At 71.8% G+C, this 24,161-nt stretch carries 22 protein-coding genes; 6 read left to right on the top strand and 16 right to left on the bottom strand.

All coding sequences use genetic code 11. The features are described 5' to 3' along the window. Positions 1 to 15 precede the first annotated feature (15 nt). Complete coding sequence (locus HAV40_RS21680) at positions 16 to 1,599, top strand: metallophosphoesterase family protein (protein ID WP_409364976.1); 1,584 nt, start codon at positions 16 to 18, stop codon at positions 1,597 to 1,599. A gap of 152 nt (positions 1,600 to 1,751) precedes the next feature. Here the strand turns inward: HAV40_RS21680 and gatB are convergent, their stop codons facing one another. The 7 genes from gatB to HAV40_RS21645 all read right to left on the bottom strand — a co-directional run bounded on the left by gatB (position 1,752) and on the right by HAV40_RS21645 (position 11,646). After that, positions 1,752 to 3,248: an Asp-tRNA(Asn)/Glu-tRNA(Gln) amidotransferase subunit GatB gene (gatB, locus tag HAV40_RS21675; protein ID WP_166384057.1), complete on the bottom strand. Its 1,497-nt coding sequence runs from the start codon at positions 3,246 to 3,248 to the stop codon at positions 1,752 to 1,754. A 188-nt stretch (positions 3,249 to 3,436) separates the two neighbouring features. Beyond that, the gene (gene gatA, locus HAV40_RS21670) at positions 3,437 to 4,912 is read right to left on the bottom strand and encodes an Asp-tRNA(Asn)/Glu-tRNA(Gln) amidotransferase subunit GatA (protein WP_166384055.1); all 1,476 of its coding nucleotides are present in this window, start codon (positions 4,910 to 4,912) and stop codon (positions 3,437 to 3,439) included. A gap of 5 nt (positions 4,913 to 4,917) precedes the next feature. Next, positions 4,918 to 5,217 (bottom strand): Asp-tRNA(Asn)/Glu-tRNA(Gln) amidotransferase subunit GatC, encoded by a 300-nt coding sequence (gatC, locus tag HAV40_RS21665; protein ID WP_166384053.1) that lies wholly within the window; start codon positions 5,215 to 5,217, stop codon positions 4,918 to 4,920. A gap of 118 nt (positions 5,218 to 5,335) precedes the next feature. Further along, a complete protein-coding gene (locus HAV40_RS21660) occupies positions 5,336 to 7,207 on the bottom strand; it encodes a putative bifunctional diguanylate cyclase/phosphodiesterase (RefSeq protein WP_166384173.1) in 1,872 nt (623 codons plus the stop codon). A 369-nt stretch (positions 7,208 to 7,576) separates the two neighbouring features. Then, on the bottom strand, positions 7,577 to 9,676 hold the full coding sequence (gene ligA / locus HAV40_RS21655) for an NAD-dependent DNA ligase LigA (RefSeq protein ID WP_203671511.1): 2,100 nt from the start codon (positions 9,674 to 9,676) through the stop codon (positions 7,577 to 7,579). Between the two features lie 125 nt (positions 9,677 to 9,801). Further along, the gene (locus HAV40_RS21650; protein WP_166384049.1) at positions 9,802 to 10,806 is read right to left on the bottom strand and encodes an ADP-ribosylglycohydrolase family protein; all 1,005 of its coding nucleotides are present in this window, start codon (positions 10,804 to 10,806) and stop codon (positions 9,802 to 9,804) included. Between the two features lie 114 nt (positions 10,807 to 10,920). After that, positions 10,921 to 11,646, bottom strand: a complete 726-nt coding sequence (locus HAV40_RS21645; protein ID WP_308441042.1) for an SDR family oxidoreductase — start codon at positions 11,644 to 11,646, stop codon at positions 10,921 to 10,923. 83 nt (positions 11,647 to 11,729) lie between these two features. On the opposite strand from HAV40_RS21645, the gene HAV40_RS21640 reads away from it, so the two are divergent. Next, a complete protein-coding gene (locus HAV40_RS21640) occupies positions 11,730 to 12,401 on the top strand; it encodes a winged helix-turn-helix transcriptional regulator (protein ID WP_166384047.1) in 672 nt (223 codons plus the stop codon). A gap of 7 nt (positions 12,402 to 12,408) precedes the next feature. On the opposite strand, the gene HAV40_RS21635 is transcribed toward HAV40_RS21640, so the two are convergent. The 5 genes from HAV40_RS21635 to HAV40_RS21615 form a co-directional block, all read right to left on the bottom strand. Next, positions 12,409 to 13,449, bottom strand: coding sequence for a uroporphyrinogen decarboxylase/cobalamine-independent methonine synthase family protein (locus HAV40_RS21635; protein ID WP_166384045.1), 1,041 nt, complete (start codon positions 13,447 to 13,449; stop codon positions 12,409 to 12,411). 32 nt (positions 13,450 to 13,481) lie between these two features. Further along, positions 13,482 to 14,561 carry a tRNA 2-thiouridine(34) synthase MnmA gene (mnmA, locus tag HAV40_RS21630; RefSeq protein ID WP_203671513.1) on the bottom strand — a complete coding sequence of 360 codons (1,080 nt, stop codon included), beginning with the start codon at positions 14,559 to 14,561 and terminating at the stop codon, positions 13,482 to 13,484. 169 nt (positions 14,562 to 14,730) lie between these two features. Then, the gene (locus tag HAV40_RS21625) at positions 14,731 to 15,894 is read right to left on the bottom strand and encodes a cysteine desulfurase family protein (RefSeq protein ID WP_166384043.1); all 1,164 of its coding nucleotides are present in this window, start codon (positions 15,892 to 15,894) and stop codon (positions 14,731 to 14,733) included. Between the two features lie 104 nt (positions 15,895 to 15,998). Further along, positions 15,999 to 16,955: an electron transfer flavoprotein subunit alpha/FixB family protein gene (locus HAV40_RS21620; protein ID WP_166384041.1), complete on the bottom strand. Its 957-nt coding sequence runs from the start codon at positions 16,953 to 16,955 to the stop codon at positions 15,999 to 16,001. 14 nt (positions 16,956 to 16,969) lie between these two features. After that, positions 16,970 to 17,749 carry an electron transfer flavoprotein subunit beta/FixA family protein gene (locus HAV40_RS21615; protein WP_166384039.1) on the bottom strand — a complete coding sequence of 260 codons (780 nt, stop codon included), beginning with the start codon at positions 17,747 to 17,749 and terminating at the stop codon, positions 16,970 to 16,972. 249 nt (positions 17,750 to 17,998) lie between these two features. Between HAV40_RS21615 and HAV40_RS21610 the strand changes: the two genes are divergently transcribed. Beyond that, positions 17,999 to 18,175 (top strand): hypothetical protein, encoded by a 177-nt coding sequence (locus HAV40_RS21610; protein ID WP_166384037.1) that lies wholly within the window; start codon positions 17,999 to 18,001, stop codon positions 18,173 to 18,175. A gap of 125 nt (positions 18,176 to 18,300) precedes the next feature. Here the strand turns inward: HAV40_RS21610 and HAV40_RS21605 are convergent, their stop codons facing one another. Then, entirely contained in the window at positions 18,301 to 19,107 is an 807-nt protein-coding gene (locus HAV40_RS21605) for a GNAT family N-acetyltransferase (RefSeq protein ID WP_166384035.1), read from the bottom strand. A gap of 18 nt (positions 19,108 to 19,125) precedes the next feature. On the opposite strand from HAV40_RS21605, the gene HAV40_RS21600 reads away from it, so the two are divergent. The 3 genes from HAV40_RS21600 to HAV40_RS21590 are packed head-to-tail and all read left to right on the top strand — an operon-like array spanning position 19,126 to position 20,288. Further along, a complete protein-coding gene (locus tag HAV40_RS21600) occupies positions 19,126 to 19,518 on the top strand; it encodes a YidH family protein (RefSeq protein ID WP_166384033.1) in 393 nt (130 codons plus the stop codon). A 42-nt stretch (positions 19,519 to 19,560) separates the two neighbouring features. Then, positions 19,561 to 19,869 carry a DUF202 domain-containing protein gene (locus HAV40_RS21595; RefSeq protein WP_166384031.1) on the top strand — a complete coding sequence of 103 codons (309 nt, stop codon included), beginning with the start codon at positions 19,561 to 19,563 and terminating at the stop codon, positions 19,867 to 19,869. 17 nt (positions 19,870 to 19,886) lie between these two features. Beyond that, a complete protein-coding gene (locus tag HAV40_RS21590; RefSeq protein WP_166384029.1) occupies positions 19,887 to 20,288 on the top strand; it encodes a PLD nuclease N-terminal domain-containing protein in 402 nt (133 codons plus the stop codon). Here HAV40_RS21590 and HAV40_RS21585 read toward each other — a convergent pair. From HAV40_RS21585 to HAV40_RS21575, 3 genes are read right to left on the bottom strand one after another with little or no spacing between them, the layout of a single operon-like run. Then, the gene (locus tag HAV40_RS21585) at positions 20,285 to 21,670 is read right to left on the bottom strand and encodes a GH1 family beta-glucosidase (RefSeq protein WP_166384027.1); all 1,386 of its coding nucleotides are present in this window, start codon (positions 21,668 to 21,670) and stop codon (positions 20,285 to 20,287) included. The two genes, HAV40_RS21590 and HAV40_RS21585, sit on opposite strands and share 4 nt — an antisense overlap. Further along, positions 21,670 to 22,977: a D-arabinono-1,4-lactone oxidase gene (locus HAV40_RS21580; protein WP_239086448.1), complete on the bottom strand. Its 1,308-nt coding sequence runs from the start codon at positions 22,975 to 22,977 to the stop codon at positions 21,670 to 21,672. The genes HAV40_RS21585 and HAV40_RS21580 overlap by 1 nt, the downstream gene beginning before the upstream one ends. Then, positions 22,974 to 24,140 (bottom strand): alanine racemase, encoded by a 1,167-nt coding sequence (locus HAV40_RS21575; protein WP_239086506.1) that lies wholly within the window; start codon positions 24,138 to 24,140, stop codon positions 22,974 to 22,976. Before HAV40_RS21575 ends, HAV40_RS21580 begins: the two co-directional genes overlap by 4 nt. Positions 24,141 to 24,161 lie beyond the last annotated feature (21 nt).

Here is a 24,161-nt window from a genome sequence, read left to right as displayed (position 1 = left end):
GGGCATGATGGGGCGATGACTCGGTTGCCGAGGTGGGCACGGCCGCTGGGACGCTACGCGGGGGGCACGACGGACGACGGCACGCGCCCGCGCGGGCGTGCCACGGTGGCGGCCGTGTTCGGCCGGGTGCCGTGGCGACGGCTCGGCGCGGCGTTCGGGATGCTGGCCGTGTCCCTGACCGGGCTGGCGATCGGGCTCTACCTGGCCGCGGCGACCAGCGTCGACGTGGGCCCGTTCCGCGCGACGATGGCGCTGACCCCGTCCTGGTACGGCGACACCGAGGTGGTGCTGCCGCCGCTGGGCTCGCTGCAGCTCGACAGCCACGACGGCCCGGCCCGGCTGATGGTGCGCCTCGACGCGCTCGACCGCACCCGCACCGAGGCCCTGATCACCGACCCGGCGGGCATCACCACGGCCAGCCGCACCGCCGTCGACGACGTCCGCGCCGGGGTCAGTCGGCTCGTGCTACGCGCCACCGCCGTCGCGATCCTCGGCGCGATGCTGCTGGCCGCGCTGGTGTACCGGCGGATGCGCCAGGTCGCCTGGGCGGGCGGCCTGGCACTGACGATCATGGTGGGCGCGTTCGGCACGGCGTTCGGCACGTTCAACCCGGGTGCCCTGCGTGAACCACGGTACGAGGGCCTGCTGGCCAACGCGCCGTCGGTGCTCGGCAACGCGCAGCGCATCGCCGACCGCTACGACGAGTACGCCGCCCAGCTGCAGAAGCTGGTGAGCAACGTCGGCAGCCTCTACGCCACGGTGCAGAACCTGCCGGTGTACTCCCCCGAGGACAACACCCTGCGCGTGCTGCACGTCTCCGACCTGCACCTGAACCCGGCGGCGTGGGGCGTGCTGCGGACCGTGGTGGACAACTTCCACATCGACGTCGTCGTCGACACCGGCGACATCACCGACTGGGGCAGCGAACCCGAGAAGGCGTTCGTGGCCTCGATCTCGCTGCTGAAGGTGCCGTACGTGTTCGTGCGCGGCAACCACGACTCGGCCGTCACCCAGGCCGCGGTCGCCGCCCAGCCCAACGCGATCGTGCTGGACAACCGGGTGGTGAAGGTCGCCGGGCTGAGCATCGCCGGGATCGGCGACCCGCGCTTCACCCCCGACAAGGGCGCCGAACCGGCCGGGTCAGGCGAGTCCAAGCAGACCGTGGAACGGGTCATCGACGTCGGCGACCAGCTCGCCGACACCATCGCCAAGCAGCGCGAACGGACGGTCGACCTGGCACTGGTGCACGACCCGCTGTCGGCGGGGCCGCTGGCCGGATACACCCCGGTCGTGCTCGCCGGGCACCGGCACCACCGCGAGGTCGGCAAGCTCGGCGACGACAAGACCATGCTCATGGTCCAGGGCTCCACCGGCGGAGCCGGGCTGCGCGGCCTCGAGGGCGAGACCCCGACCCCGCTGACGATGTCGGTGCTCTACTTCGACGACGACCGGGCCCTGATGGCGTACGACGACATCACCGTCGGCGGCACCGGCCTGGCCGAGGTAGCCCTCTCCCGCCACGTCGTCGACGACACCCCACCGGGCCAGTCCGCCGCCCCAGGCTCCTCCCCCCGCCCCACACCCTCCCGCACCCGCTGACACGCCCCGGCTGGCGCGCCACGCCCCGCGTTTGATAGACGCTGGCCTATTACATCGAATATTTGTAGATCAAACTCGATGTAATAGGCCAGCGTCTATGCAAAGCGGGGTGGTCGGAGCCCAGCGAGGCAGAGCTCCGACCGAGCGGCGGGTCAGCTCGCCAGGCGGGCGAGGACCAGCTCGCGGACCGTCTTGGCGTCGGCCTGGCCCTTGGTGGTCTTCATGACCGCGCCGATGAGCACGCCCGCGGCGGCCTGGTTGCCACCACGGATCTTCTCGGCGACCTCCGGGTTGGCGGCGATGGCCTCGTCGATGGCGGCGGTCAGCGCACCGGTGTCGGAGACGACCTCCAGCCCGCGGGCGGCCATGATCTGCTCCGGGTCGCCCTCACCGGCCAGCACGCCCTCCAGCACCTGGCGGGCCAGCTTGTCGGTCAGCTTGCCCGACGCGACCAGCACCTGCAGCTTCGCCACCTGCTCGGGCGTCGCGCCGACGGCCTCCAGCTCGACGCCGTCGGCGTTGGCGCGCCGGGACAGCTCGCCGAGCCACCACTTACGGGCCGCCTCCGGCGACGCGCCCGCCGCCACGGTGCGCTCGATCAGCTCGACCGCGCCCGCGTTGAGGATGGACTGCATGTCCAGGTCGGACAGGTTCCACTCGGTCTTGAGCCGGGCGCGGTGCTGGCGCGGCAGCTCCGGCAGCGCGGCCTTGAGCTGCTCCACCCACACCGGCTCGGGCGCCAGCGGCACCAGGTCGGGCTCGGGGAAGTAGCGGTAGTCGGTCGCGGTCTCCTTGGAACGCCCGGACGTGGTGTCGCCGGTGTCCTCGTGGAAGTGCCGGGTCTCCTGGGTGATGGTGCCGCCGCCGTCGAGCACCATCGCCTGGCGCAGCATCTCCGTACGCACCGAGCGCTCGACGCTGCGCAGCGAGTTGACGTTCTTGGTCTCGGTGCGGGTGCCCCACTCGGCGCCGGGCAGGTTCAGCGAGGTGTTCACGTCGCAGCGCATCGAGCCCTGCTCCATGCGTACGTCGGAGACGCCCAGGGTGCGGATGACGTCACGCAGTTCGGCGACGTACGCCTTGGCGATCTCGGGGGCGCGCGCACCGAGGCCGGGCACCGGCTTGGTGACGATCTCGACGAGCGGGATGCCGGCCCGGTTGTAGTCGACCAGCGACTCGGTCGCGCCGTGGATGCGCCCGGTCGCGCCGCCGACGTGCAGCGTCTTGCCGGTGTCCTCCTCCAGGTGCACCCGCTCGATGCCGATGCGCACCAGCTCGCCGTCGACCTCGACGTCGAGGTAACCGTCGACGCACAGCGGCTCGTCGTACTGGCTGATCTGGTAGTTCTTCGGCATGTCGGGGTAGAAGTAGTTCTTGCGCGCGAACCGGCACCAGGTGGCGATGGAGCAGTTCAGCGCGAGCCCGATGCGGATGGTCGCCTCGATCGCGGCGCGGTTGGCCACCGGGAGGCTGCCGGGCAGGCCCAGGCAGACGGGGCACACCTGGGTGTTCGGCTCGGCGCCGAAGTCGGTCGGGCAGCCGCAGAACATCTTGGTGACGGTGCCCAGCTCGACGTGGGTCTCCAGGCCGATGACCGGCTCGTAGCGGGAGACGACGTCGTCGTAGGTGGGCAGCACGTTGGTGCTCATCTGCTCGCTCCAGGCTGGGCGTGGGCGTGCGAGACGCCGCCGGACAAAACAACCACCAGCCTAGTAGCCCGCCCGGCCCCGCTCACACCGGGTTATCCGCGCCTGGCCGCGCCGACCGGCGGCAGGGTCGATCGATGAAAGCGGCGCCCCCTCCCGCCGGGGAGGGGACGCCGCTGTCACGGCATGGATCAGAGCGCGGGCGGGGCGAAGGTGCCGACCGTCGACTCGACCGCGGCGGCGATCCGGTACATCCGGTCGTCGGCCATGGTCGGGGCCATCACCTGCAGACCCACCGGCAGCCCGTCGGACAGTCCGGCGGGCACCGAGATGCCGGGGCCGCCGTACAGGTTCGTCGGGATCGTGTACAGGTCCGCCAGGTACATCTGGTACGGGTCGGCGGTGCGCGCGCCCAGCTCGAACGCGGTGAACGGGGTGGTCGGCGAGACCAGCACGTCGACCTTCTCGAACGCGGCCGTGAAGTCGCGCGTGATCAGCGTGCGCACCTTCTGCGCCTGGCCGTAGTAGGCGTCGTAGTAGCCCGACGACAGCGCGAACGTGCCGAGGATGATGCGCCGCTTGACCTCCTCGCCGAAGCCCGCCTCGCGGGTCAGCGACATGACCTCCTCCAGCGAGTTGCGGCCGTCGTCGCCGACGCGCAGGCCGAAGCGCACCGAGTCGAACCGGGCCAGGTTCGACGAGCACTCGCTCGGGGCGATCAGGTAGTACGCGGGCAGCGCGTACTGGAAGTGCGGGCAGGACACCTCGACGACCTCGGCGCCCAGCTTGGTCAGCGCCTCGACGGTGTCCCGGAAGACGGCCATGACGCCGGGCTCGGCGCCCTCGCCGGAGAACTCCTTGACCAGGCCGACGCGTACGCCGGTGAGGTCGCCGGACGCGCCCTGGCGGGCGGCGGCGACGACGTCGGGCACGGGCAGCGGGATGGAGGTGGAGTCGCGCGGGTCGTGTCCGGCGATGACCTGGTGCAGCAGCGCGGCGTCGAGCACGGTACGCGCGCAGGGGCCGGGCGTGTCCAGCGACGACGAGAACGCGATCAGGCCGTAGCGGGAGGTGCCGCCGTAGGTCGGCTTCGCGCCGACGGTGCCGGTGACCGCGCCGGGCTGCCGGATCGAGCCGCCGGTGTCGGTGCCGATGGCGAGCGGGGCCTCGTACGCGGCCAGCGACGCCGCCGAGCCGCCGCCGGAGCCGCCCGGGATGCGGGTCAGGTCCCACGGGTTGAACGTGGGGCCGTAGGCCGAGTACTCGGTGGAGGAGCCCATCGCGAACTCGTCCATGTTCGTCTTGCCGAGCATGACCATGCCCGCGTCGCGGATGCGGGTCATCACGGTCGCGTCGTACGGCGGCCGCCAGCCTTCGAGGATCTTCGAGGCGGCGGTGGACGGGATGCCCTTGGTCGCGATGACGTCCTTGATCGCGATCGGCACCCCGGCCAGCGGCCCGAGCTTGTCGCCCGCGGCCCGCTGGGCGTCGACGGCCCGTGCCGCCTGCACCGCGCCCTCGTCGTCGACGTGCAGGAACGCGTGCACCCGGCCGTCGACCTCGGCGATGCGGTCCAGGTGGGCGCGGGTGACCTCCTCGGCGGAGACCTCCCCGGCGGCGATCTTCTCGCCGAGCGCGGCGGCGGACAGCTTGATCAGGTCACTCATGGGGGTCACTCCTCATCCGCGAGGATCTGCGGCACGCGGAAACGGTCCTCGGCGGTGTCCGGCGCGCCCGACAGCGCCTCCGCACGGGTCAGGCCGGGCACGACCACGTCCTCGCGCAGCACGTTGACCAGCGGCACCGAGTGCGACGTCGGCGGGATGTCATCCGCGGCGACCTCACCGACCCGCGCCACCGACTGCAGGATCACGTCCAGCTGGCCGGCGAGGCGGTCCAGCTCCTGATCGGTGACGGCGAGCCGCGACAGGCGCGCGAGATGCGCGACCTCTTCGCGGGAGATGGCGGCCATGACTGCCCCCTAGACGTAGCGGCGAACTCGGACAGCGCGAAGGGTGGCACACGCTCCGCGCCCGTAGCGAGTCTATTTGTCACCGCGGGTGCGGTTCGCAGCGCCCCTGGCCCCGGCCTCAGACGCTGCGCGCGGGCAGGGTGGTGCGGGAGAGCCAGTCGGCGAGTTCGTCGGGGGGTAGGGGGCGGGCGTAGAACCAGCCCTGGGCGACCTCGCAACCGGCGGACTGGAGCAGGCGCCAGGCTCGTTCGTCCTCGACGCCCTCGGCGACCACGCGCAGGCCGAGCGCTCCGGCCAGTTCGATGATCGATCGTACGATGACCAGGTCGTCCGGGTCGTCGGCCATCGCCATCACGAAGGAACGGTCGATCTTCACCTCGGACAGCGGCAGCCGCCGCAGGTGCTGCAGGGACGAGTACCCGGTGCCGAAGTCGTCCAGCGCGACGCCGACGCCGAGCAGTTGCAGCCGGGTCAGCGTGGCCAGCACCCGGTGCGGGTCCGCCATCAGCGCGCTCTCGGTGATCTCCAGCTGCAACCGGCACGGCTCCACGTCGTACCGCTGCAGCAGGTCCTGGATCTGCTCGACGATCGCGCCCGTGTGCAGGTCGCGCACGCTGACGTTGACCGCCATGCGCACCTGCAGCCCGGCCGCGGACCACTTGGCGAGCTGGATCACCGCCTCCTCGACCACCCACCGGGTCAGCAGCCGCATCACCGAGCTGGGCTCGGCCACCCGGATCAGCTCGTCGGGGCTGACCGGGCCGCGTGTCGGGTGCTGCCAGCGCAGCAGCGCCTCCACGCCGACCACCTCGCCGGTCGCGATCTCCACCTGGGGCTGGTAGAACAGCCGCAGTCCGCCCCGGTCGGGTTGGCTGAGCATGGTGCGCAGGTCGGCGAGCAGGCTCAACCGCTGCGGGGAGTTCTGGTCGGCGTCGGGGTTGTAGACGGCGACGGCGTCCCCGTCGTGCTTGGCCGTGTACATCGCGACGTCGGCGTGGCGCAGCAGGGTGGCGAAGTTGGTGCCGTGGTCGGGGTAGAGGGCGATGCCGATGGACCCGCCGACGTCGAGGGGCAGCCCGTCGAGCACGACCGGGGCGGACAGCGCCTGCTCGATCTGCTCGGCGAGCTCGCGGGCCTGGTCGGGGCTGTCCAGGCGCTTGGCCACGACGGCGAACTCGTCGCCGCCGAGCCGCGCGACCAGGTCACCGGAGCGCACGAGCCGGTCGAGCCGGTCGCCGACCGCGATCAGCAGCCGGTCCCCCACCTCGTGGCCCAGCGAGTCGTTGACGTGCTTGAACCGGTCCAGGTCGAGCAGCAGCAGGCCGAAGCGGCTGCGCGGGTCGCCCTGCACCGCGCGCTGGGCGTGCCCGGCGACGGCGGCGGCCACCTCGCCGATCAGCGCCTTGCGGTTGGCCAGGCCGGTGAGGGTGTCGATGTTGGCCAGGTGGCGCTGCTCGGCGGTGATGATGGACAGCCGCCGCACCGCCAGCAGCGGCAGGATCAGCACCAGCACCAGCTCCGGGGCGACCTCGGTCTGCGCGGCGATGACCGGACCGAGCATCAGCAGCGCGCCGGTGCTCAGCGCCTCGTTGGCCAGCGGGCCCATGATGATCGGCAGCAGCGAGCCGCCGTCGCGCAGCCAGATCGCGGTTGCGGTGGTCAGGTACTTCACCACGAACCAGGTGGCCGCCGACAGTGCCAGCGCCAGCAGGCCGGGCGGGGCGTCCCCGCTGATCAGCCGCAGCACCGCATAGGCGAAACCGAAGGCCAGGGTGTACTGGCCGAAATTGAACACGGCCCGCCACAGCGCGTGCCGCAGCCGCAGCGAGGCCACCGCCACGGCCAGCGCCTGCACCACCACCGCGGCCGCCAGACCGGAGTCGATCATTATGGCGAAGGTGAAGCAGATCGACGGGTAGATCGCCGACGTGTTCCACCGGCCCGGCAGCGTCACCGGCAGGGCGTCGCCCGCGACGGCCAGCCCGGCCATCAGCCAGAAGCCGAGGGTGACGTTTTCGAGCACGTTCGGCAGCTGCGCCATGTCACGCACAGTGATCGCGACGGCCGCCACGGTGACGGCGATGACGTACACACCGAAATTCCGCCGCCGCTCCGCGGGCACGCGATTGCGAAGTGCCTGCAGTGCTTGGGGTGTGGCCGCCATGGACACCTTCCCGAGGCCGATGGACGCGTGAGGCGCCGCCCGCCGCATCGCGGCTGGTCACTTCACTCTAAGCCCGAAAACGCCCCAGACCGCTCTGCGCGTTGGCGTGTGACGAAGATGTGATTGTTTGACCCTTTCCTCCGTCACTCCACGTAAGACCCATACGACCTTGCGTATATCTCTATCCGCCGAACCCTACTCAGTTTCGCGATTCGCGTCCGCGTACGCCTTGGCGGCCTCCGGACCCTGCTCCAGCAGCACCGCGAAGCCCGGCTCATCGAGGATCGGCACGCCCAGCGAGCGGGCCTTGTCCAGCTTGGACCCGGCGTTCTCGCCGACCACCACGAAGCTGGTCTTCTTCGACACCGAGCCCGCCACCTTCGCCCCGAGCGCGGTCAGCGCCTCACCGGCCTCGTCGCGGCTGTGGCCCTCCAGCGTGCCGGTGACCACCACGGTCAGCCCGTCCAGCGGCTTCGGCCCGGTGTCGGCGACCGGCTCCTGCTCCATGCGCACCCCGGCGGCGCGCCACTTCTCGACCACCTCGCGGTGCCAGTCCTCGGCGAACCACTCCCGGACCGCCTCGGCGATGGTGCCGCCGACGTCCTCGACCACCGACATCTGCTCCAGCGACGCGGACGCGATCGCCGGGCCTTCCACCGCCTCCAGGGCGTTGAAGTGGTCCGCCAGCGCACGGGCCGCCGTCGGGCCGACGTGGCGGATGGACAGCGAGGTCACCACCCGCCACAGCTGCTGCTGCTTGGCCTTCTCCAGGTTGGCCAGCAGCTTGCCCGCGTTGGTGGACAGCGTGCCGTCCTTCTTGAGGAAGAACGGCGACTGGCTCAGCAGCTTCTCGTCCAGCGTGAACAGGTCACCCTCGTTGGTGACGACGCCGCCCTCGACGAGTGCGATGGCGGCCTTCTCCCCCATGCCCTCGACGTCCAGACCGTCCCGGCCGCCGATGTAGATGATGCGCTCGATCACCTGCTTGCGGCAGTAGCGCGCGTTCGGGCAGCGCAGGTCGACGTCGGCCTCCTTCGAGGGGGCCAGCTTGGTGCCGCAGGACGGGCACGTCGCCGGCATCTGCCAGACGACCTCGCTGCCGTCGCGCAGGGCCTCGACCGGGCCCAGCACCTCGGGGATGACGTCGCCGGCACGGCGGATCACCACGGTGTCGCCGACCCGCACGCCCTTGCGGACGACCTCCTGCTGGTTGTGCAGGGTCGCGCTGGTCACGGTCACACCGCCGACGAACACCGGCTCCAGCACGGCGTACGGCGTCACGCGGCCGGTGCGGCCCACGTTCACCTCGATGCCGAGCAGTTTGGTGTTGACCTCCTCCGGCGGGTACTTGAACGCGATCGCCCAGCGCGGCGCGCGGCTGGTCGCACCGAGCTTGACCTGCTCGGCGACGTCGTCGACCTTGACCACCACACCGTCGATGTCGTGTTCGAGGTCGTGCCGGTGCTCGGCGTAGTTGGTGATGTAGGCCTTCACCTCGTCGAGCGAGTCGACCACCCGCCACCGCTCACTGGTCGGCAACCCCCAGCTCTTGAGCTGCGCGTACGCGTCGGACTGGCTGGTCGGCTCGAAGCCGGTGCGGGCGCCGATGCCGTGCACGATCAGGTGCAGGGCGCGCTTGGCGGTGATCGACGGGTCCTTCTGGCGCAGCGAGCCGGAGGCGGCGTTGCGCGGGTTGACGTAGGTGCGCTCCCCCGCCGCGAGCTGTGCCGCGTTGAGGTCGGCGAACGCCTGCGCCGGGAAGTAGATCTCCCCGCGCACCTCGACCAGGTCCGGCGGGTTGTCCCCGGCCAGCTTGTGCGGGATGCCCGCGATGCGGCGCACGTTGGCGGTGACGTCCTCGCCGGTGCGCCCGTCGCCGCGGGTCGCGCCGCGGGTCAGCCGGCCCTTCTCGTACGTGAGGTTGACCGCGAGGCCGTCGATCTTCAGCTCGCACAGGTAGCGCACCGGCGCGCCCGCGTCCTTCTCGACCCGCACCGCCCAGGCGGCGAGCTGGTCGTCGTTGAACGCGTTGTCGAGGCTGAGCATGCGCTCGGCGTGGTCGACGCTGGCGAAGCCGAGCCAGTCCCCGGCCCCCACCCGCTGCGTCGGCGAGTCCTGCGAGACCAGTTCGGGCTGCGCCAGCTCCAGCGCCTCCAGCTCGTGCATCAGCTCGTCGTAGGCCGCGTCCGACAGCGTCGGCGCGTCGTCGACGTAGTAGCGGTGCTGCGCGTCATTGATCTTGGCCACGAGCTCGGCGTACCGCGTCCGGACCTTGTCGGTTACCTCACTGGTCACCCGTGCACGGTATCCGCAACCACCGACACCCCGGACCGCGCCCTGCGGACCACCCAAGATCTGTTTTCGCGGACGCCCGGTGCTGCTGGGGCGACGTCCAGCGTCCTCGAAAACGGATCATGACGTCAGTCCCAGGCCGCCCCGAGCGCGGTCAGCCGGTCGGCGTACTCGATGCGCCCGGCCCAGTCGGCCGGCCAGATCGCCATGCCCGCCGCCGCGCCGTGGAACGCGCCCGCCAGGCAGGCGATCGAGTCCGAGTCGCCGCCGGTGGCAGCGGCCCGGCCGAGGGCGGCCACCGGGTCGTCGGGGTGCCGCAGCGCCGCCAGCAGCGCGGTCGCCAGCGCCTCCTCGGCGATCCAGCCCTCGCCGGTCTCCCGGCACACGTCACCACCGGTATCGGGCCTGGCCAGCGCGGCGAGCAGCACGTCGAGCGCGTCCGCGCACTCGTCCCAGCCGCGCGCGACGAACTCCTCCGGGGTCACCATGCCCGGTCGCTGCCACAGGTCGCCGAGCCAGTCCTCGCGGTAGACGGTCCGCTGGCCGGCGCAGCGGTCCCGCAGCGCGCCGGGCACGTCGGCCAGGTCGAGGCCGTCGCGCAGCAGCCGCACCGCGAGCGCGGTCAGCTCGGCCGCCGCGAGCCCGGTCGGGTGCCCGTGGGTCAGCCCGGCCTGCAGCTGCGCCACCCCGGCCAGCGTGTCCAGGTCGTACCCGGCGACCAGGCCGACCGGGGTCACCCGCATGTTCGCCCCGCAGCCCTTCGACCCGGCGACCGTCGCCTCCTGCCAGCGCATGCCCTGCGACAGGTTCGCGCACGCGTTCAGGCAGGTCATGCCGGGGGCGCGGTTGTTGTCGGGGCTCCGCGCCCAGGCCAGGAAACGCTCGCGCAGCAGCGGTTCGAGCACCGCCGGAGTCGGCGCGGCGGCGTCGCGCAGCGCCCAGGCGACCGCGAGCGCCATCTGCGTGTCGTCCGTGACCAGCGCGGGTTCGGGCAGCTCCCGTGGCCCGCCCGGCCCGTGCTCCGCCGTGATCTGGGCATACGTCCGGAACTCGGTCGGCTTGCCCAGCGCGTCACCGTACGCCAACCCGAAAAGCGACCCGCTCGCCGTGCTCATCACCGTCACCCGAGGCATCCTGCCATCCCGGTGCGACCCGCCCGGTAGGTGTTTCGCGGCGGCGGGTGCTCGTTCCAGGGCGCTGGAGAGTCCCGAAACGAGCACGCTCCGGCGGAGAACAAGCCGACGGCGTCAGGCGACGGCCGGGTACAGGCTGCGCAGGTCGCCGGAGAGACCGGCCTTGACCTGGCGGCTGAGGTCGTCGGCGAGCACCTCGGGCAGCCCCTCCTCCACACCGTCGAGAACCTGCGCCACCACGTCCGCGGGCGGGACCTTCGGGCCGTCGACGTGGGCGGCCATGTCGGTGTCGATGTAGCCGATGTGCACCCCGGTCACCAGCGTGCCCTGCCCGTGCAGCTCCTGACGCAGCGCGTTGGTCGCCGCCCAGGCGGCGGCCTTCGACGCCGAGTAGCCCGCGGTGGTGGGCAGCGAGAACCAGGACAGCACCGACAGCACGTTGACGATCGCGCCACCGCCGTTGGCGGCCAGGACGGGCGCGAACTCGCGGGCGACCCGCACCGTGCCGAAGTAGTTGGTGTCCATCTCCCGGCGCAGGGCCTCGTCGCCGTCCAGCACGCTCGCCCCGGTCGCGATGCCGGCGTTGTTGACCAGCAGCTGCACGTCAGCGGCCTGCTTCGCGGCAGCGGCCACCGAGGTGGGGTCGGTGATGTCGAGCTGGAGTGGGACCACGCGCGGGTCGTTGATGGACGCGGCGTCACGCGCGGCGGCGTACACCTTCGACGCGCCGCGGGCCAGCAGCGCCTCGGTGAACGCCTTGCCGAGGCCGCGGTTGGCACCGGTCACGAGAGCCACAGAACCGTTGATCTTCATGTTCGCCTCCTGGTGGGATTGCTTCACCAGCGACACTATACGAAACATATAGCGCTCGGCTTGAGATACGAATCATATAGCCGCCGCCATGCGAAAGGTATCCTCAAACCATGTCCAAGCGGATGTACGGCCAGGTGTGCCCGATCGCGCGCTCGCTCGACGTGCTCGGTGAGAGGTGGACCCTTCTCATCGTGCGCGAGCTGCTGCTCGGTCCGCGGCGGTTCAAGGAACTCCTGACGCTGCTGCCCGCGATGGGGACCAACCGCCTCGCCGAGCGCCTCCAGCTGCTGGAGCGCAGCGGGGTCGTACACCGGCGCGCCCTGCCCGGCGCCTCGGACGTGCGCGCCTACGCGCTGACCGCGTACGGCGAGCGGCTGCGGCCGCTGCTCATCCAGCTCGCCGCCTGGGGCTCGGAGCTGCCGCTCGACGACGAGATCGACCCGGGCACGGTCCGGGCCGAGCTGATCGCGCTCCACCTCGCCGAGCAGTGCCCGCCGGACGCCGCCCACGGACCGCACGAGACCTACCAGTTCCAGGTCGGCGACGAGGTCTTCCACGTGAGCACCGACGACGCGGGGGTACACGCCCGCTCCGGCCCCGCACCGGCGCCCGCCGCCCTGGTGGCGACCTGCGACCTGGCCACCTTCGACGCGCTGACCCGCGGCACGGTCACCCCCGCCGAGGCCGTCTCATCCGGCGCGCTCACCACCACCGGCAACACCGGCGCGCTCACCCGCGCTTTCGAGATCCTGCGCCACCGCACCCCGGCTACCACCGCCTGAGCTGCGGCTACTGATCCACCAGACGCTTGCCCGCTTCGCGGCATGCCGTCAGTACGGCGCGGGCGTAGGCGGGTGACGCTCCGGCCAGGCCGCACGAGGGCGTCAACACCACCCGCTCCGCCAGCAGTTCACCGGCGAAGCCGAGGTCGCGCCACAGCCGCTTGACCCGGTCCGCGAGCGCCGCCGGGTCGGGCTGGCGGCCGTTGGCCGGGGGCGTGGTGCGGGCGACGCCCGCGAACAGGCCCAGCCCGGCGTCGATCAGCTCACCGATCGTGTCGATCTGCTCCGCACCGTTGCCGACCAGGTCCAGGTCCAGCGCGAGCGCGGCCGCCCCGGCCTCCCGGAGCAGGGTCAGCGGGGCGTCCGGCGCGCAGCAGTGCACGATCACCGGCACCCCGACCGCGTCGATCACCGAGGTGATCGTGTCGCGGGCCGTCGACGGGGCCACCGAGCGGTACGTGTGCAGCGTGCTGGCGGTGCGCACCCGCCCGGCCAGCACCGCCGGCAGCGAGGGCTCGTCCAGCTGGAGCAGCACCCGGGCACCCGGCACCCGCCGGCGCACCTCGGCGACGTGGGTCTTCAGCCCTTCGGCGAGCGAGTCGGCCAGGTCACGGGTCGCGCCGTGGTCGGAGACGAGCGCCTCGCCCAGGGCCAGCTCGATGTTGGCGGCCAGCGTCCACGGCCCGGCCGACTGCACCTTCAGCGTCCCGGTGAAGCCCTCAGCCTGCTCGGTGAGCTGGTCCAGGTCGCGCTCACGCAGGTCGTACGCCCGCCGGAGCTCACGGCCCGGACTGGCGGCGACCCGCCACCTGCCCGCGTAGAGCTCCACCGGCAGCTCGACCAGCAGCCCGGCGCTGCGGCCGATCATGTCCGCGCCCGGCCCCCGGCCGGGCAGTTCCGGCAGATACGGCAGGTCCGGCAGCTCGCCGAGGGTGAACTTGACCGCCTCGGCGATGTCGGTGCCCGGCAGCGAGCCGATGCCCGTCGCCGACCCGGCGGGCCACAACGGCTGGATGGGAGTGTTCGCGTTCTCGTCCGACGTGCTCATGTATGAGGCTTCGTTCTACTGGTGGGACGAGGTCATGATGCGGCGGTGATGGTGGCGCTGCCCAGCACGATGTCACCGGCCGGGTCCGGCCGGTAGGCGACCACGGCCTGGCCTGCGGCGATGCCCCGCTCGGGGCGGCGCAGACGCGCGCTCAGCGCCGCGCCGTCCAGCTCGACGACGGCCGGTGCGGGGCGGCCGTGGGCGCGCAGCTGCACCTCGCACTCGATCGGGCCGACCGGGCGCTCGCCCGCGATCCAGACCGTGCGCTCGCCGTCGACCTGCGAGACCTCCAGCGCCTCGGCGGGGCCGACGGTGACCGTGTTGGTGACCGGGGTGATCGACAGCACGTAGCGCGGGCGGCCGTCCGGCGCGGGACGGCCCAGGGCCAGACCCTTGCGCTGGCCCACCGTGTACGCGAACGCGCCGTCGTGCCGCCCCAGCACCTCGCCGGTGCCCGCGTCGACGATGTCGCCCGGGTCGCTGCCCAGGTGCTTGCGCAGGAAGCCCTGGGTGTCGCCGTCGGCGATGAAGCAGATGTCGTGCGAGTCGGGCTTGTCGGCGACGGCCAGGCCACGGGCGTGCGCCTCGGCGCGCACCTGCTCCTTGGTCGCGTCGCCCAGCGGGAACATCGAGTGCCGCAGCTGCTCGGCGTTCAGCACCGCCAGCACGTACGACTGGTCCTTGGCCAGGTCGACGCTGCGGCGCAGCAGCCCGTCGGCGCCCAGGCGGGCGTGGTGGCCGGTGACCACCGCGTCGAAGCCCAGCGCCAGCGCCCGGTCCAGCACCGCCGCGAACTTGATCTTCTCGTTGCAGCGCAGGCACGGATTCGGGGTGCGGCCCGCCGCGTACTCCGCGACGAAGTCCTCGACCACGTCCTCGTGGAAGCGCTCGGCTATGTCCCACACGTAGAACGGGATGCCGAGCACGTCGGCCGCCCGGCGCGCGTCGTGCGCGTCCTCCTTGGTGCAGCACCCCCGCGCCCCGGTCCGGTGCGTGGCCGCGTTCTTGGACAGCGCCAGGTGCACCCCGGTGACATCGTGCCCGGCCGCCACGGCACGGGCAGCCGCCACCGCCGAGTCCACTCCACCAGACATAGCCGCCAGCACTCGCACGCCCGACAGCCTACCCGCAGCCGCGCCCGACCCTTGCCTCCCCGCCTACCGCGCGGCTTCACCGCCAAGATCGCTACTTCTGGTCAAAACCTGTGGTCTGACCGCAGATCCTGACCACAAACAGCGATCTTGCCGCGGAAAACAGTGATCGTGCCGCGGGAGCCGCGCGTCAGCGTGACATGCCGGCGCGGCGGGCGCGGTCCACGGCGGGGGGCAGGGCGGTGATGAGGGCGTCTAGGTCGGCTCGGGTGCTGGTGTGGCCGAGGGTGAAACGCAGGGAGGAGCGGGCCGCGAGGGAGTCGGTGCCCATCTGGAGGAGGACGTGGGAGGGCTGGGCCACCCCGGCGGAGCAGGCCGAACCCGTGGACACGGCGATGTCCTGGGCGTCGAGCAGCAGCAGGAGAGCGTCGCCCTCGCAGCCGGGGAAGCCGAAGTGCGCGTTGCCGGGCAGGCGGGCGCCGGGCTGGTCGACCGGCGCGCCGTTGAGGACCGCGTCGGGGACGACCGCCAGCACCCGCTCGATCAGCTCGTCACGCAGCGCGGACAGCCGCTGCGCGTGCTGCTCCTGGTGCTTGACGGCGTGCTCGACGGCCACCGCGAAGGAGACGATGCCGGGCACGTCCAGCGTGCCGGAGCGCACGTCGCGCTCCTGGCCGCCGCCGTGCAGCAGCGGCGTGCAGGGCACGTCGCGACCCAGCACCAGCGCGCCGACGCCCAGCGGGCCACCGAGCTTGTGCCCGGTGACGGTCAGCGCGGCGACGCCGCTGGCCGCGTAGTCGACCGGGACCTGCCCCACGGCCTGCACGGCGTCGGTGTGCAACGGCACCCCGCTCGCGGCGGCCAGCGCGGCCAGCTCCGCGATCGGCTGTACGGTGCCGACCTCGTTGTTGGCCCACATCACGGTGACCAGCGCGACGGTGTCGTCCAGCGCTTCGGCCAGTGTCTCCGGGCGCACCCGGCCCTCGTGGTCGACGGGCAGCGAGACGACCTCGGCGCCCTCGTGCTCGCCCAGCCAGTGCACCGCGTCCAGCACCGCGTGGTGTTCGACGGCCCCGGCCAGCACCTTCGTGCGACCCTCGGGACGGCGGGCCCAGAACATGCCCTTGACGGCGAGGTTGTCGCTCTCGGTGCCGCCACCGGTGAAGATCACTTCGGACGGACGCGCGCCCAGCACCGCGGCGATGCGCTCGCGCGACTCCTCCACCCGACGGCGGGCAGCACGGCCCGCGCCGTGCAACGACGAGGCGTTGCCGACCTCACGGGCGGTCGCGACATAGGCGTCGAGCGCCTCGGGCAGCATCGGCGTGGTCGCCGCATGATCAAGGTAGGCCATCTCGCCGCCAAGCCTAGCCGTAAGGGGACCCACCCGCGCCCCGGCGTACGCGAGTGAAGGGCCCGGCAGGAGGTTCCCGCCGGGCCCTTCATGATGGCGTACGCCTAACGACGCTTGCGGATCTCCTCCGCGGCCTGCGGCACGACCTGGAACAGGTCGCCCACGACACCGAAGTCGGCCAGCTCGAAGATCGGCGCCTCGGTGTCCTTGTTCACCGCGACGATCGTCTTCGAGGTCTGCATGCCGGCCCGGTGCTGGATCGCACCCGAGATGCCCAGCGCGACGTAGAGCTGCGGGGACACCGTCTTGCCGGTCTGCCCGACCTGGAAAGCGTGCGGGTAGAAGCCGGAGTCGGTCGCCGCGCGCGACGCGCCGACGGCCGCGCCGAGCAGGTCGGCCAGCTCCTCGACGACCTTGAAGTTCTCCGCCGAGCCGACGCCGCGGCCGCCGGACACCACGATCGACGCCTCGGTCAGCTCCGGGCGCGCGCCCTTGGCCTCGGCGACGCGCTTGGTGACCACGGCCAGCTTGTCGGTGTCGGACAGCGCCACCTCGACCTGCTCCACCGACGGCGAGGCCGCGGCGGGGCTGGGCGTGAGCGAGTTCGGCCGTACGGTGACCAGCGGCAGGCCCTTGGTGACCTTGGACTTCACGATGGTGGAACCCGCGAAGGCGACCTGGGTGGCGGTGCCGTCAGCGGCCAGCTCGACCACGTCGTGCAGCACGCCGTTGTCCAGCTTGACCGCGAGCCGACCCGCGATCTCCTTGCCCTCCTGGGTGGAGCCGATCAGCACGGCCGCCGGGGAGACGGCCTTGACCAGTTGCGCGAGCGCGGTCGCCTTGGGCGCGACGAGGTGCTCGTCGATCTCGGCGCTCTCGGCCGCGTAGACCTTCGTCGCGCCGTACTCGCCGAGCTTGTCGACCAGTGCGGCGGCCGTGCCGGGCGCGCCCAGCACCACCGCGGCGGGCTCGCCGAGCGAGCGCGCCAGGGTCAGCATCTCCAGCGTGACCTTCTTGACCGTGCCGCCGGAGGACTCGACGACTACCAGAACCTCAGCCATTGTCGGCAAGCCTCTCAGACGAACTTCTCGGACGACAGGTACTCGACCAGCGCGGTGCCGCCGTCACCGGAGTCGGCGACCTTCTGGCCGGCGCTGCGCGGCGGGCGCTTGCTGTGCGACAGCACGGTGGTGGTCGCGCCGGTCCAGCCCACCTGGTCGGCCGGGACCTGCAGGTCGGCCAGCGACTTGGTCGCGACCGGCTTCTTCTTGGCGGCCATGATGCCCTTGAAGGACGGGTACCGCGGCTCGTTGATGGTGTCCCAGACGCTCACGATCGCGGGGGTGGCGGCCGTGACGACCTCGTACCCCTCCTCGGTCTGGCGCTCGACGGTCAGCTGCGAGCCCTCGACGGTCAGCTTGCGCGCGCCGGTCAGCGCCGCGTAGCCCAGCCGCTCGGCCAGCATGTGCGGCATGACCTGGCCGCGCGCGTCGGTCGACTCGGCGCCTGCGATGACCAGGTCGGGGGCAAGCTCGCCGATCGCGGCGGCGAGCACCTTGCTGGTGCCCAGCGCGTCGGTGCCGGCGAGGGCGTCGTCGAGGACGTGCACGGCCGCGTCGGGGCCCATGGACAGCGCCTTGCGGATCGACTCGGTGGCCCGGTCCGGTCCCATGGTCAGCACGGTCACCTCACCGCCGTGCGCCTCCTGCAGCCGCAGCGCCTCCTCGATGGCGTACTCGTCCATCTCGTTGATGACGTTGTTGGCCGAGGCACGGTCGACGGTGTTGTCGTCCGCGCGCAGATTGCGCTCGGCGCCGGAGTCCGGCACCTGCTTGACAAGTACGACGATCTTCATCGCGCTCTGACGACCCTCCTGAGTTGAACGGACGTTCATGCCCTCGCCGCGAGCCTGTCTCCTGACACGTCACGGGTCAAGCAAGACCGGCTGTGGACGTTGCCACTTTTGCCAGCCAGTCGCAGGTTACTGACGAGTAATTTATTGCCCCTGCTCGCCTACCCGCCAGAATGGCGGCCAATAGTGACAGACGTCACCCGGTCGTGCTGCTTGTCGGCGTAAAGTCGCGCGTAGCAGGAGGTGTCTGACATGAACACGCAAACCGCACCCCTGCCGGGCCGCTCCACGACTGAACCGGGCATCCCGCCCGAGGCGGAACACCACCGGCAACCCGAGCCCGACGAACACCTGTGCACCTGCGGCCGCCTACGCGACGACTGCGTCCGCGACACGATCCGCGACCTCTGGCACCCGGCCCGCACTTGATCCGGCGATTCGGCCGCCGATTTTGATAGACGCTGGCCTATTACATCGATTATTCGGAGATCAAACTCGATGTAATAGGCCAGCGTCTATGGAAAACCCACGCGGCGCGCAACGGCGCACCATCGTCACGCCGTGGCAGGTCGCCAGATGTACGGCGTGGTGGTCGTCACCGCGACCATGCCCAGCCGCTCCAGGATCGGCCGGCTGTCCGACGACGCGTCGACCTGCAAGTACGTGAACCCGCGCTCGACCGCCCGAACCGCCCGGTACGCCACCAGCGCCTTGTAGATCCCCCTACCCCGCCACTGCTCCAGCGTCGACCCGCCCCACAGCCCGGCGAAGTCGGTCCCCTTCTCGTACCGGATCCACCCCGCGCTGACCACCTCGTCACCGGCCTCGGCGACCACGATCGTCAACCCGTGCGGGTCCGCCTCCAGCTCCTTGGCCAGGCCGTACACCAGGTGGCTGCGGTCGTCGTGCCAGACCGCCTCCTCCATGGCCGCGATCCGCTCCAGGTCGGCCCGCGCGGTCACCTCGCGCAGGGTGACCCCGTCCGGCAGCACCGGCGGCTGGGCCAGCGGCGCGGCCAACCCGATGATCACCGTCTCCAGCTCGTCGGGCGCGAAACCGGCCGCCTCAAGCCGCTCGGGCAGGTCGGCGGGCAGGTCGTGGCCGCGCAGCTTCCACTCGACCTCCTCGCCGCGGGCGGCGAAGTAGTCGCGCTGGCGGGCGATGAGCGCGTCGAGGTCGGGGCCGCTGAGCGGGGACACGTCGCGATAGGTGACGAATCCGCCGCGGTCGAGCCCGCTCATCCGGACCACCGGGCCGTCCCACTCGACGACCATGCCCGCGGGCAGGGGGTCGGGGATCTCGGTGCGCAGTTGCTCGTCGTACGCCCGCAGCAGGGCGTCGGCATCAAGTTGAGAAGTCATCGCCCCGATACTAGGAAGGTGCTGGCTAGAGTACGCAACTGGTTTGATCCTCGCGAAGTTCACGAAACCGGGCAGACTCCCGACTATCGCTTCTCGCTGGCCAACGAGCGCACCTTCCTCGCCTGGATCCGCACCGGCCTCGCCATGATCGGCGGTGGCCTGGTGGTGGCCCAGTTCCTGCCGCCGATGGCCGTGCCGCACATGACGAAGATCCTCGGCGTCGCCCTGATCCTGCTCGGCGCGGGCTGCGCGCTGCGCGCCGTCGACCACTGGATCCGCTGCGAGATCGCGATGCGCAACGGCCGGCCCCTGCCACCGTCACGCTTCCCCGCGGTGCTCGCGCTCGTCGTCACGGTGGGCTCGCTGGCCCTCCTGTTCGAGGTCTTCATCGACTGGTACCGCGCCCGGTGAACACCGCACACCGCGGCGCGCGAGGGCCCGCGGGGGCGGGTCGTGGGTAGCCCGGTCGAACACGGGGCGCAGGCCGAGCGGACCCGGTTGGCCTGGCGGCGCACGGTGCTGTCCGGCACGGTCTGCGCGCTGCTGCTGTTCCGGCTCGCGTTCGAACGCGGACTGGACGAGGCCGGGGCGCTGGGACTGGCGCTGTCCCTGCTGTGCTGGCTGGTGCTGCTGCTGGTCGCGCAGCGGCGGATCCGGGCGATGGACCGGCAGGACCCGGTGGCGGTCGCCCGCACGCTGGCCGTGGTGACGATCACCGGTGTCCTGATGGGCCTGTTGGGGGTACTCCTGATCCTCTGGTGAGGTCTACGCTCTAGGCCGTGGGACGCCTGTGGTTGTTCATCTTCCTGGCTCAGACGGTGCTGACGGTCGCCGCGCTGATCAGCTGCCTGTCCGCCGAGGAGCACCGCCTCAACGCGCTGCCGCGCTGGGGCTGGGTGCTGATCATTCTGTTCTTCCCGCCCATCGGCGCCATCGCCTGGTTCGTCGTCGGCCGTGAGGCGACCCCGAGCCCGAAGGTGTGGCGGCAGGGCAGCGGCTTCCCCGAGGCCCAGCGGCCCGGCCGCGCGCTGGCCCCCGACGACGACCCGGAGTTCCTGCGCCGGATCGCCAAGGAGCAGCAGCAGACCGCCGCCGATGACCGCGAGTTGCTGAGCAAGTGGGAGATGGACCTGCGCCGCCGCGAAGAGGAGCTGCGCAAGCAGGACAAGGCCGACGACTAGCCGCGTTCGCGCAGCCGCCCGGCGAGCCAGTGGAACGACTCCTTGGGCGTACGGGACTGGGTCGGGTAGTCGACGTGCACCAGCCCGAACCGCTGGCTGTATCCGGCGGCCCACTCGAAGTTGTCGAGCAGGCTCCACACGAAGTAACCGCGCAGGTCGAGCCCCTCGGCCCGCTTGCGCAGCGCCACCGCGAGATGTTCGCGCAGGTAGTCGACGCGCTGCGGGTCGGGCACCGAGCCGTCCGGGGCGACCTCGTCCGGGAAGCTCGCGCCGCCCTCGGTGATGTACACCGGGGGCAGCCGGTCACCGTAGCGTTCGGACAGTTCGTCGAGGGTGTCGGCGAGCCCGGCCGGGCTGACCGGCCAGCCGAAACCGGTCCGCGGCACGCCCTCGATCTCGGCGAAGGCGAACGGCAGCTCACCCACGCGCGCGAAGTCGCCCTCGGGCGTGTGGTCGGTGACCGCATCCGGGTCGGCCATGCCGACCTTGCTCGGGTAGTAGTAGTTGACGCCGTAGAAGTCCAGCGGTGAGCTGATCACGGCCAGATCCTCCGCGGGCACCGCGCCGAACGCGGCGAACAGCTCGGTGAACGGCTCCGGGGCCTGCGGATACCGCCCGAGCAGCACCGGGTCCTCGAAGAACCGGTTGGCGATCAGGTCGTACAGGGCAGCGGCGAGCTGGTCCTCGGGGCGGTCCGAGGCGGGCACCACGGGCGTGTGCACGTTGGTGATGCCGATCTGCCCCGCGACCCCGGCGGCGCGCAGCGCCCGCACGGCCAGGCCGTGGCCGAGCAGCTGGTGGTGGGCGGCGGGCAGCGCGTCGAACAGCAGCGCGTGGCCGGGCGCGTGCGCGCCGGTGGCGTATCCGGCCAGCGTCACCGAGTGCGGTTCGTTGATCGTGATCCACTTGCCGACCCGGTCACCGAGGCGCGCCCCCAGCAGGGCGGCGTACTCGCCGAAGCGCTCGGCGGTGTCGCGTGACAGCCAGCCGCCCGCGTCCTCCAGGGCCTGCGGGGTGTCCCAGTGGAACAGGGTGGCCACCGGCTCGATGCCACGGGCCAGCATCGCGTCGACGAGCCGGTCGTAGAACGCGAGGCCGTCCGGGTTGGCCGGTCCGGTGCCGTCGGCTTGGATGCGCGGCCACGCGATGGAGAACCGGTACGCGTCCGCGCCGAGGTCGCGTACCAGATCAAGGTCTTGCTCGTAACGGTGGTAGTGGTCGCAGGCGACCGCACCGGTGTCGCCGCCGAGCACCCGGCCGGGCTGCCCGCAGAACGTGTCCCACACCGACACCCCGCGCCCGCCCTCGGCGACCGCACCCTCGATCTGGTAAGCCGCCGTGGCGACGCCGAGCGTGAAGTCCCTGGGAATGAACGGATCCATCACGCGCCCAGCACCCGGTCCAGGTAGTCGTTGGCGAAGACGCGCTCGGGGTCGAGCCGGTCGCGCACCGCGAGGAAGTCGCCGAACCGGGGGTACGTCGGGGCGAGCGTGCTCGCGTCCTGGTAGTGCATCTTGCCCCAGTGCGGGCGGCCGCCGTGCGCGCGGAAGATCTGCTCGGCGAGCCGGAAGTAGGTGTGCGGGTCCTCCTTGAAGAAACGGTGGATCGCCACGTAGCCGGTCTCGCGCCCGTGCGCGGTGGACAGCCAGAGGTCGTCCGGCGCGGCGGCCCGCACCTCGACCGGGAACGAGATGCGCCAGCCGTTCTGCGTGATCAGGCGGTCCAGCGCGCGCAGCACGTCGGGCACCTCCTCACGCGGCAGGGCGTACTCCATCTCCCGGAAGCGCACTTCACGCTTGGTGGTGAACACCGACGTGGACACGTCGGTGAACTCGCGGTTGTTGGTGAGCCGCTGGGCCAGCCGGTTGATCGGCGGCGTCAGCGCGGGCACCGCCTTGCCGAGGTGGCACACCCCGTTGAACAGGGTGTTCGACATGAAGTCGTCGTCCAGCCAGCGCTGGAAGCCGCCCAGCGGCTTGCGCGGGGCGTCCATCGGCAACCGGGTGTTGCTCTTGGTCAGCGCGGTCTTCGTGTGCGGGAACCAGTAGAACTCGAAGTGGTCCACGGCCGTCGCCCGCTGCTCCCACTGGGCCAGCACCTCGGCCAGCGGCTCCGGCTTCTCGATCGCCTGGAGCTGGAACGCGGGCACGCACTGCACGGTGATGTCGAGCAGCACCCCGAGCGCGCCCAGGCCCACCCTGGCCGCGTCGAGCAGCTCCGGGTTGGCGTCGGAGGAGACCTCCAGGATGCCGCCGTCGGCGGTGGCCAGGGTCAGCGCGACGATCTGCGTGGCCAGGCCGCCGAACGCGTGCCCGGTGCCGTGCGTGCCGGTCGAGGTCGCCCCGGCGATGGTCTGCGCGTCGATGTCACCCATGTTCTGCAGCGCCAGCCCGTACGGCTTCAGCAGCTCCGGCAGCCGGTAAAGGTGGGTGCCCGCCGCGAGCTTCACCCGGTGGCGCTGGGAGTCGACGGCCAGCACGCCCTGGAGGTTACGCAGGTCGAGCTGCACACCGGGGGCGACGGCGATGCCGGTGAAGCTGTGGCCCGCGCCGATCGGCTTGACCCGCAGCCCGTCGGCGCGCGCGGCGGCGATCGCCTGCACGACCTCGTCGGGGCTGCCGGGATACGCGACCCGCGCCGGGGTCACGCTCTCGATCCGGCTCCAGTTGCGCCACACGGTGCTGCTCACAGGAATGCCTTTCCTTCACCACGGTACGTGGGCAGGGTCCCCACGACCGTGTCTGCGTCGATCAGGTGAAGCTCGTTGACGTGCTCGGACAGCTCGCCCGCCTTGGTGTGCCGCAGCCAGACCCGGTCACCGAGGCGCAGCCGGGTCGCGGGTTCGCCCGTCACCGGGGTCTGCACCTCCCCGGCCATCTCCCGGGGCACCATCTTCAGCCCTTGCGGCCAGACGATCTGCGGAAGCCGGTCCACCCCCGGCGGCCCGGACGCGATCCAGCCGCCGCCGAGCAGGGTGACCCGGTCCGGGGCGGGACGGCGTACCACCGGCAGCGCGAACGCGGCCGCGGGAGCCGGGGTGAAGTGGGCGTAGTTGTCGAACAGGTGCGGGCCGAACAGCCCCGAACCGGCCGCGACCTCGGTCACCGAAGCGTCCGCGCCGGTGACCTCGATGCTGCCTGTGCCACCGCCGTTGACGAACTCCAGCGGGGCCAGCGCGTTCACGGCCGCGACGGCCGCCGCGCGGCGCTCGACCAGCTCGGCCATCGAGGACCGCTGCAACGCGCGCACCAGCGCGCCGCGCAGCGGGCTGCCCTTCGGGGCGTTGCCGAGCCCGGCGACCTGTGCTTCGTACCCCATCATGCCGACCAGCCGGAAGCCGCGCCGGGCGACGACCGCCTCAGCCAGCGCGCGGGCCTGCTCGGCCCGGTGCACCGGCGAGCGCCACACCCCGATGTGCCCGAGCAGCCGCGACTTGAACGACGAGTCCAGCTCGATGGCGACCCGGATGTCGGCCCGCGCGCCCGGCGCGACGACGGCATCCACGAGGTCCAGGTGGTCCACCGAGTCGATCATGATGGTGACCCGGGCGGCCGGCTCGGGCGAGGCGGCCAGCCGGGCGATGGCGTCGCGGTCGGCGCTCGGGTAACCGACGACCACGTCGTCGATCGTCTCGGCCAGCCACAGCGCCTCGGCCAGGGTGTACGCCAGCACACCGTGGTAACCCGGCAGCGCCAGCACCGCGTCGAGCACCCCGCGGCAGCGCACGGACTTGCTGGCGACGCGGATCGGCACACCGTTCGCGCGGCGGGCCAGGTCGTGCGCGTTGTACGACAGCGCGGCCAGGTTCACCACGCCGAACACCGGATCCAGCGCCGCGGTCGCCGCGTTCATGGCCGACCAGTACGTGTCGGC

This window comes from Catellatospora methionotrophica, assembly GCF_011297335.1.
Lineage (GTDB): Bacteria > Actinomycetota > Actinomycetes > Mycobacteriales > Micromonosporaceae > Catellatospora > Catellatospora methionotrophica.
The sequence above is the reverse complement of the archived record's forward strand: the minus strand, read 5'-3'. Positions and strand labels throughout refer to the sequence as shown.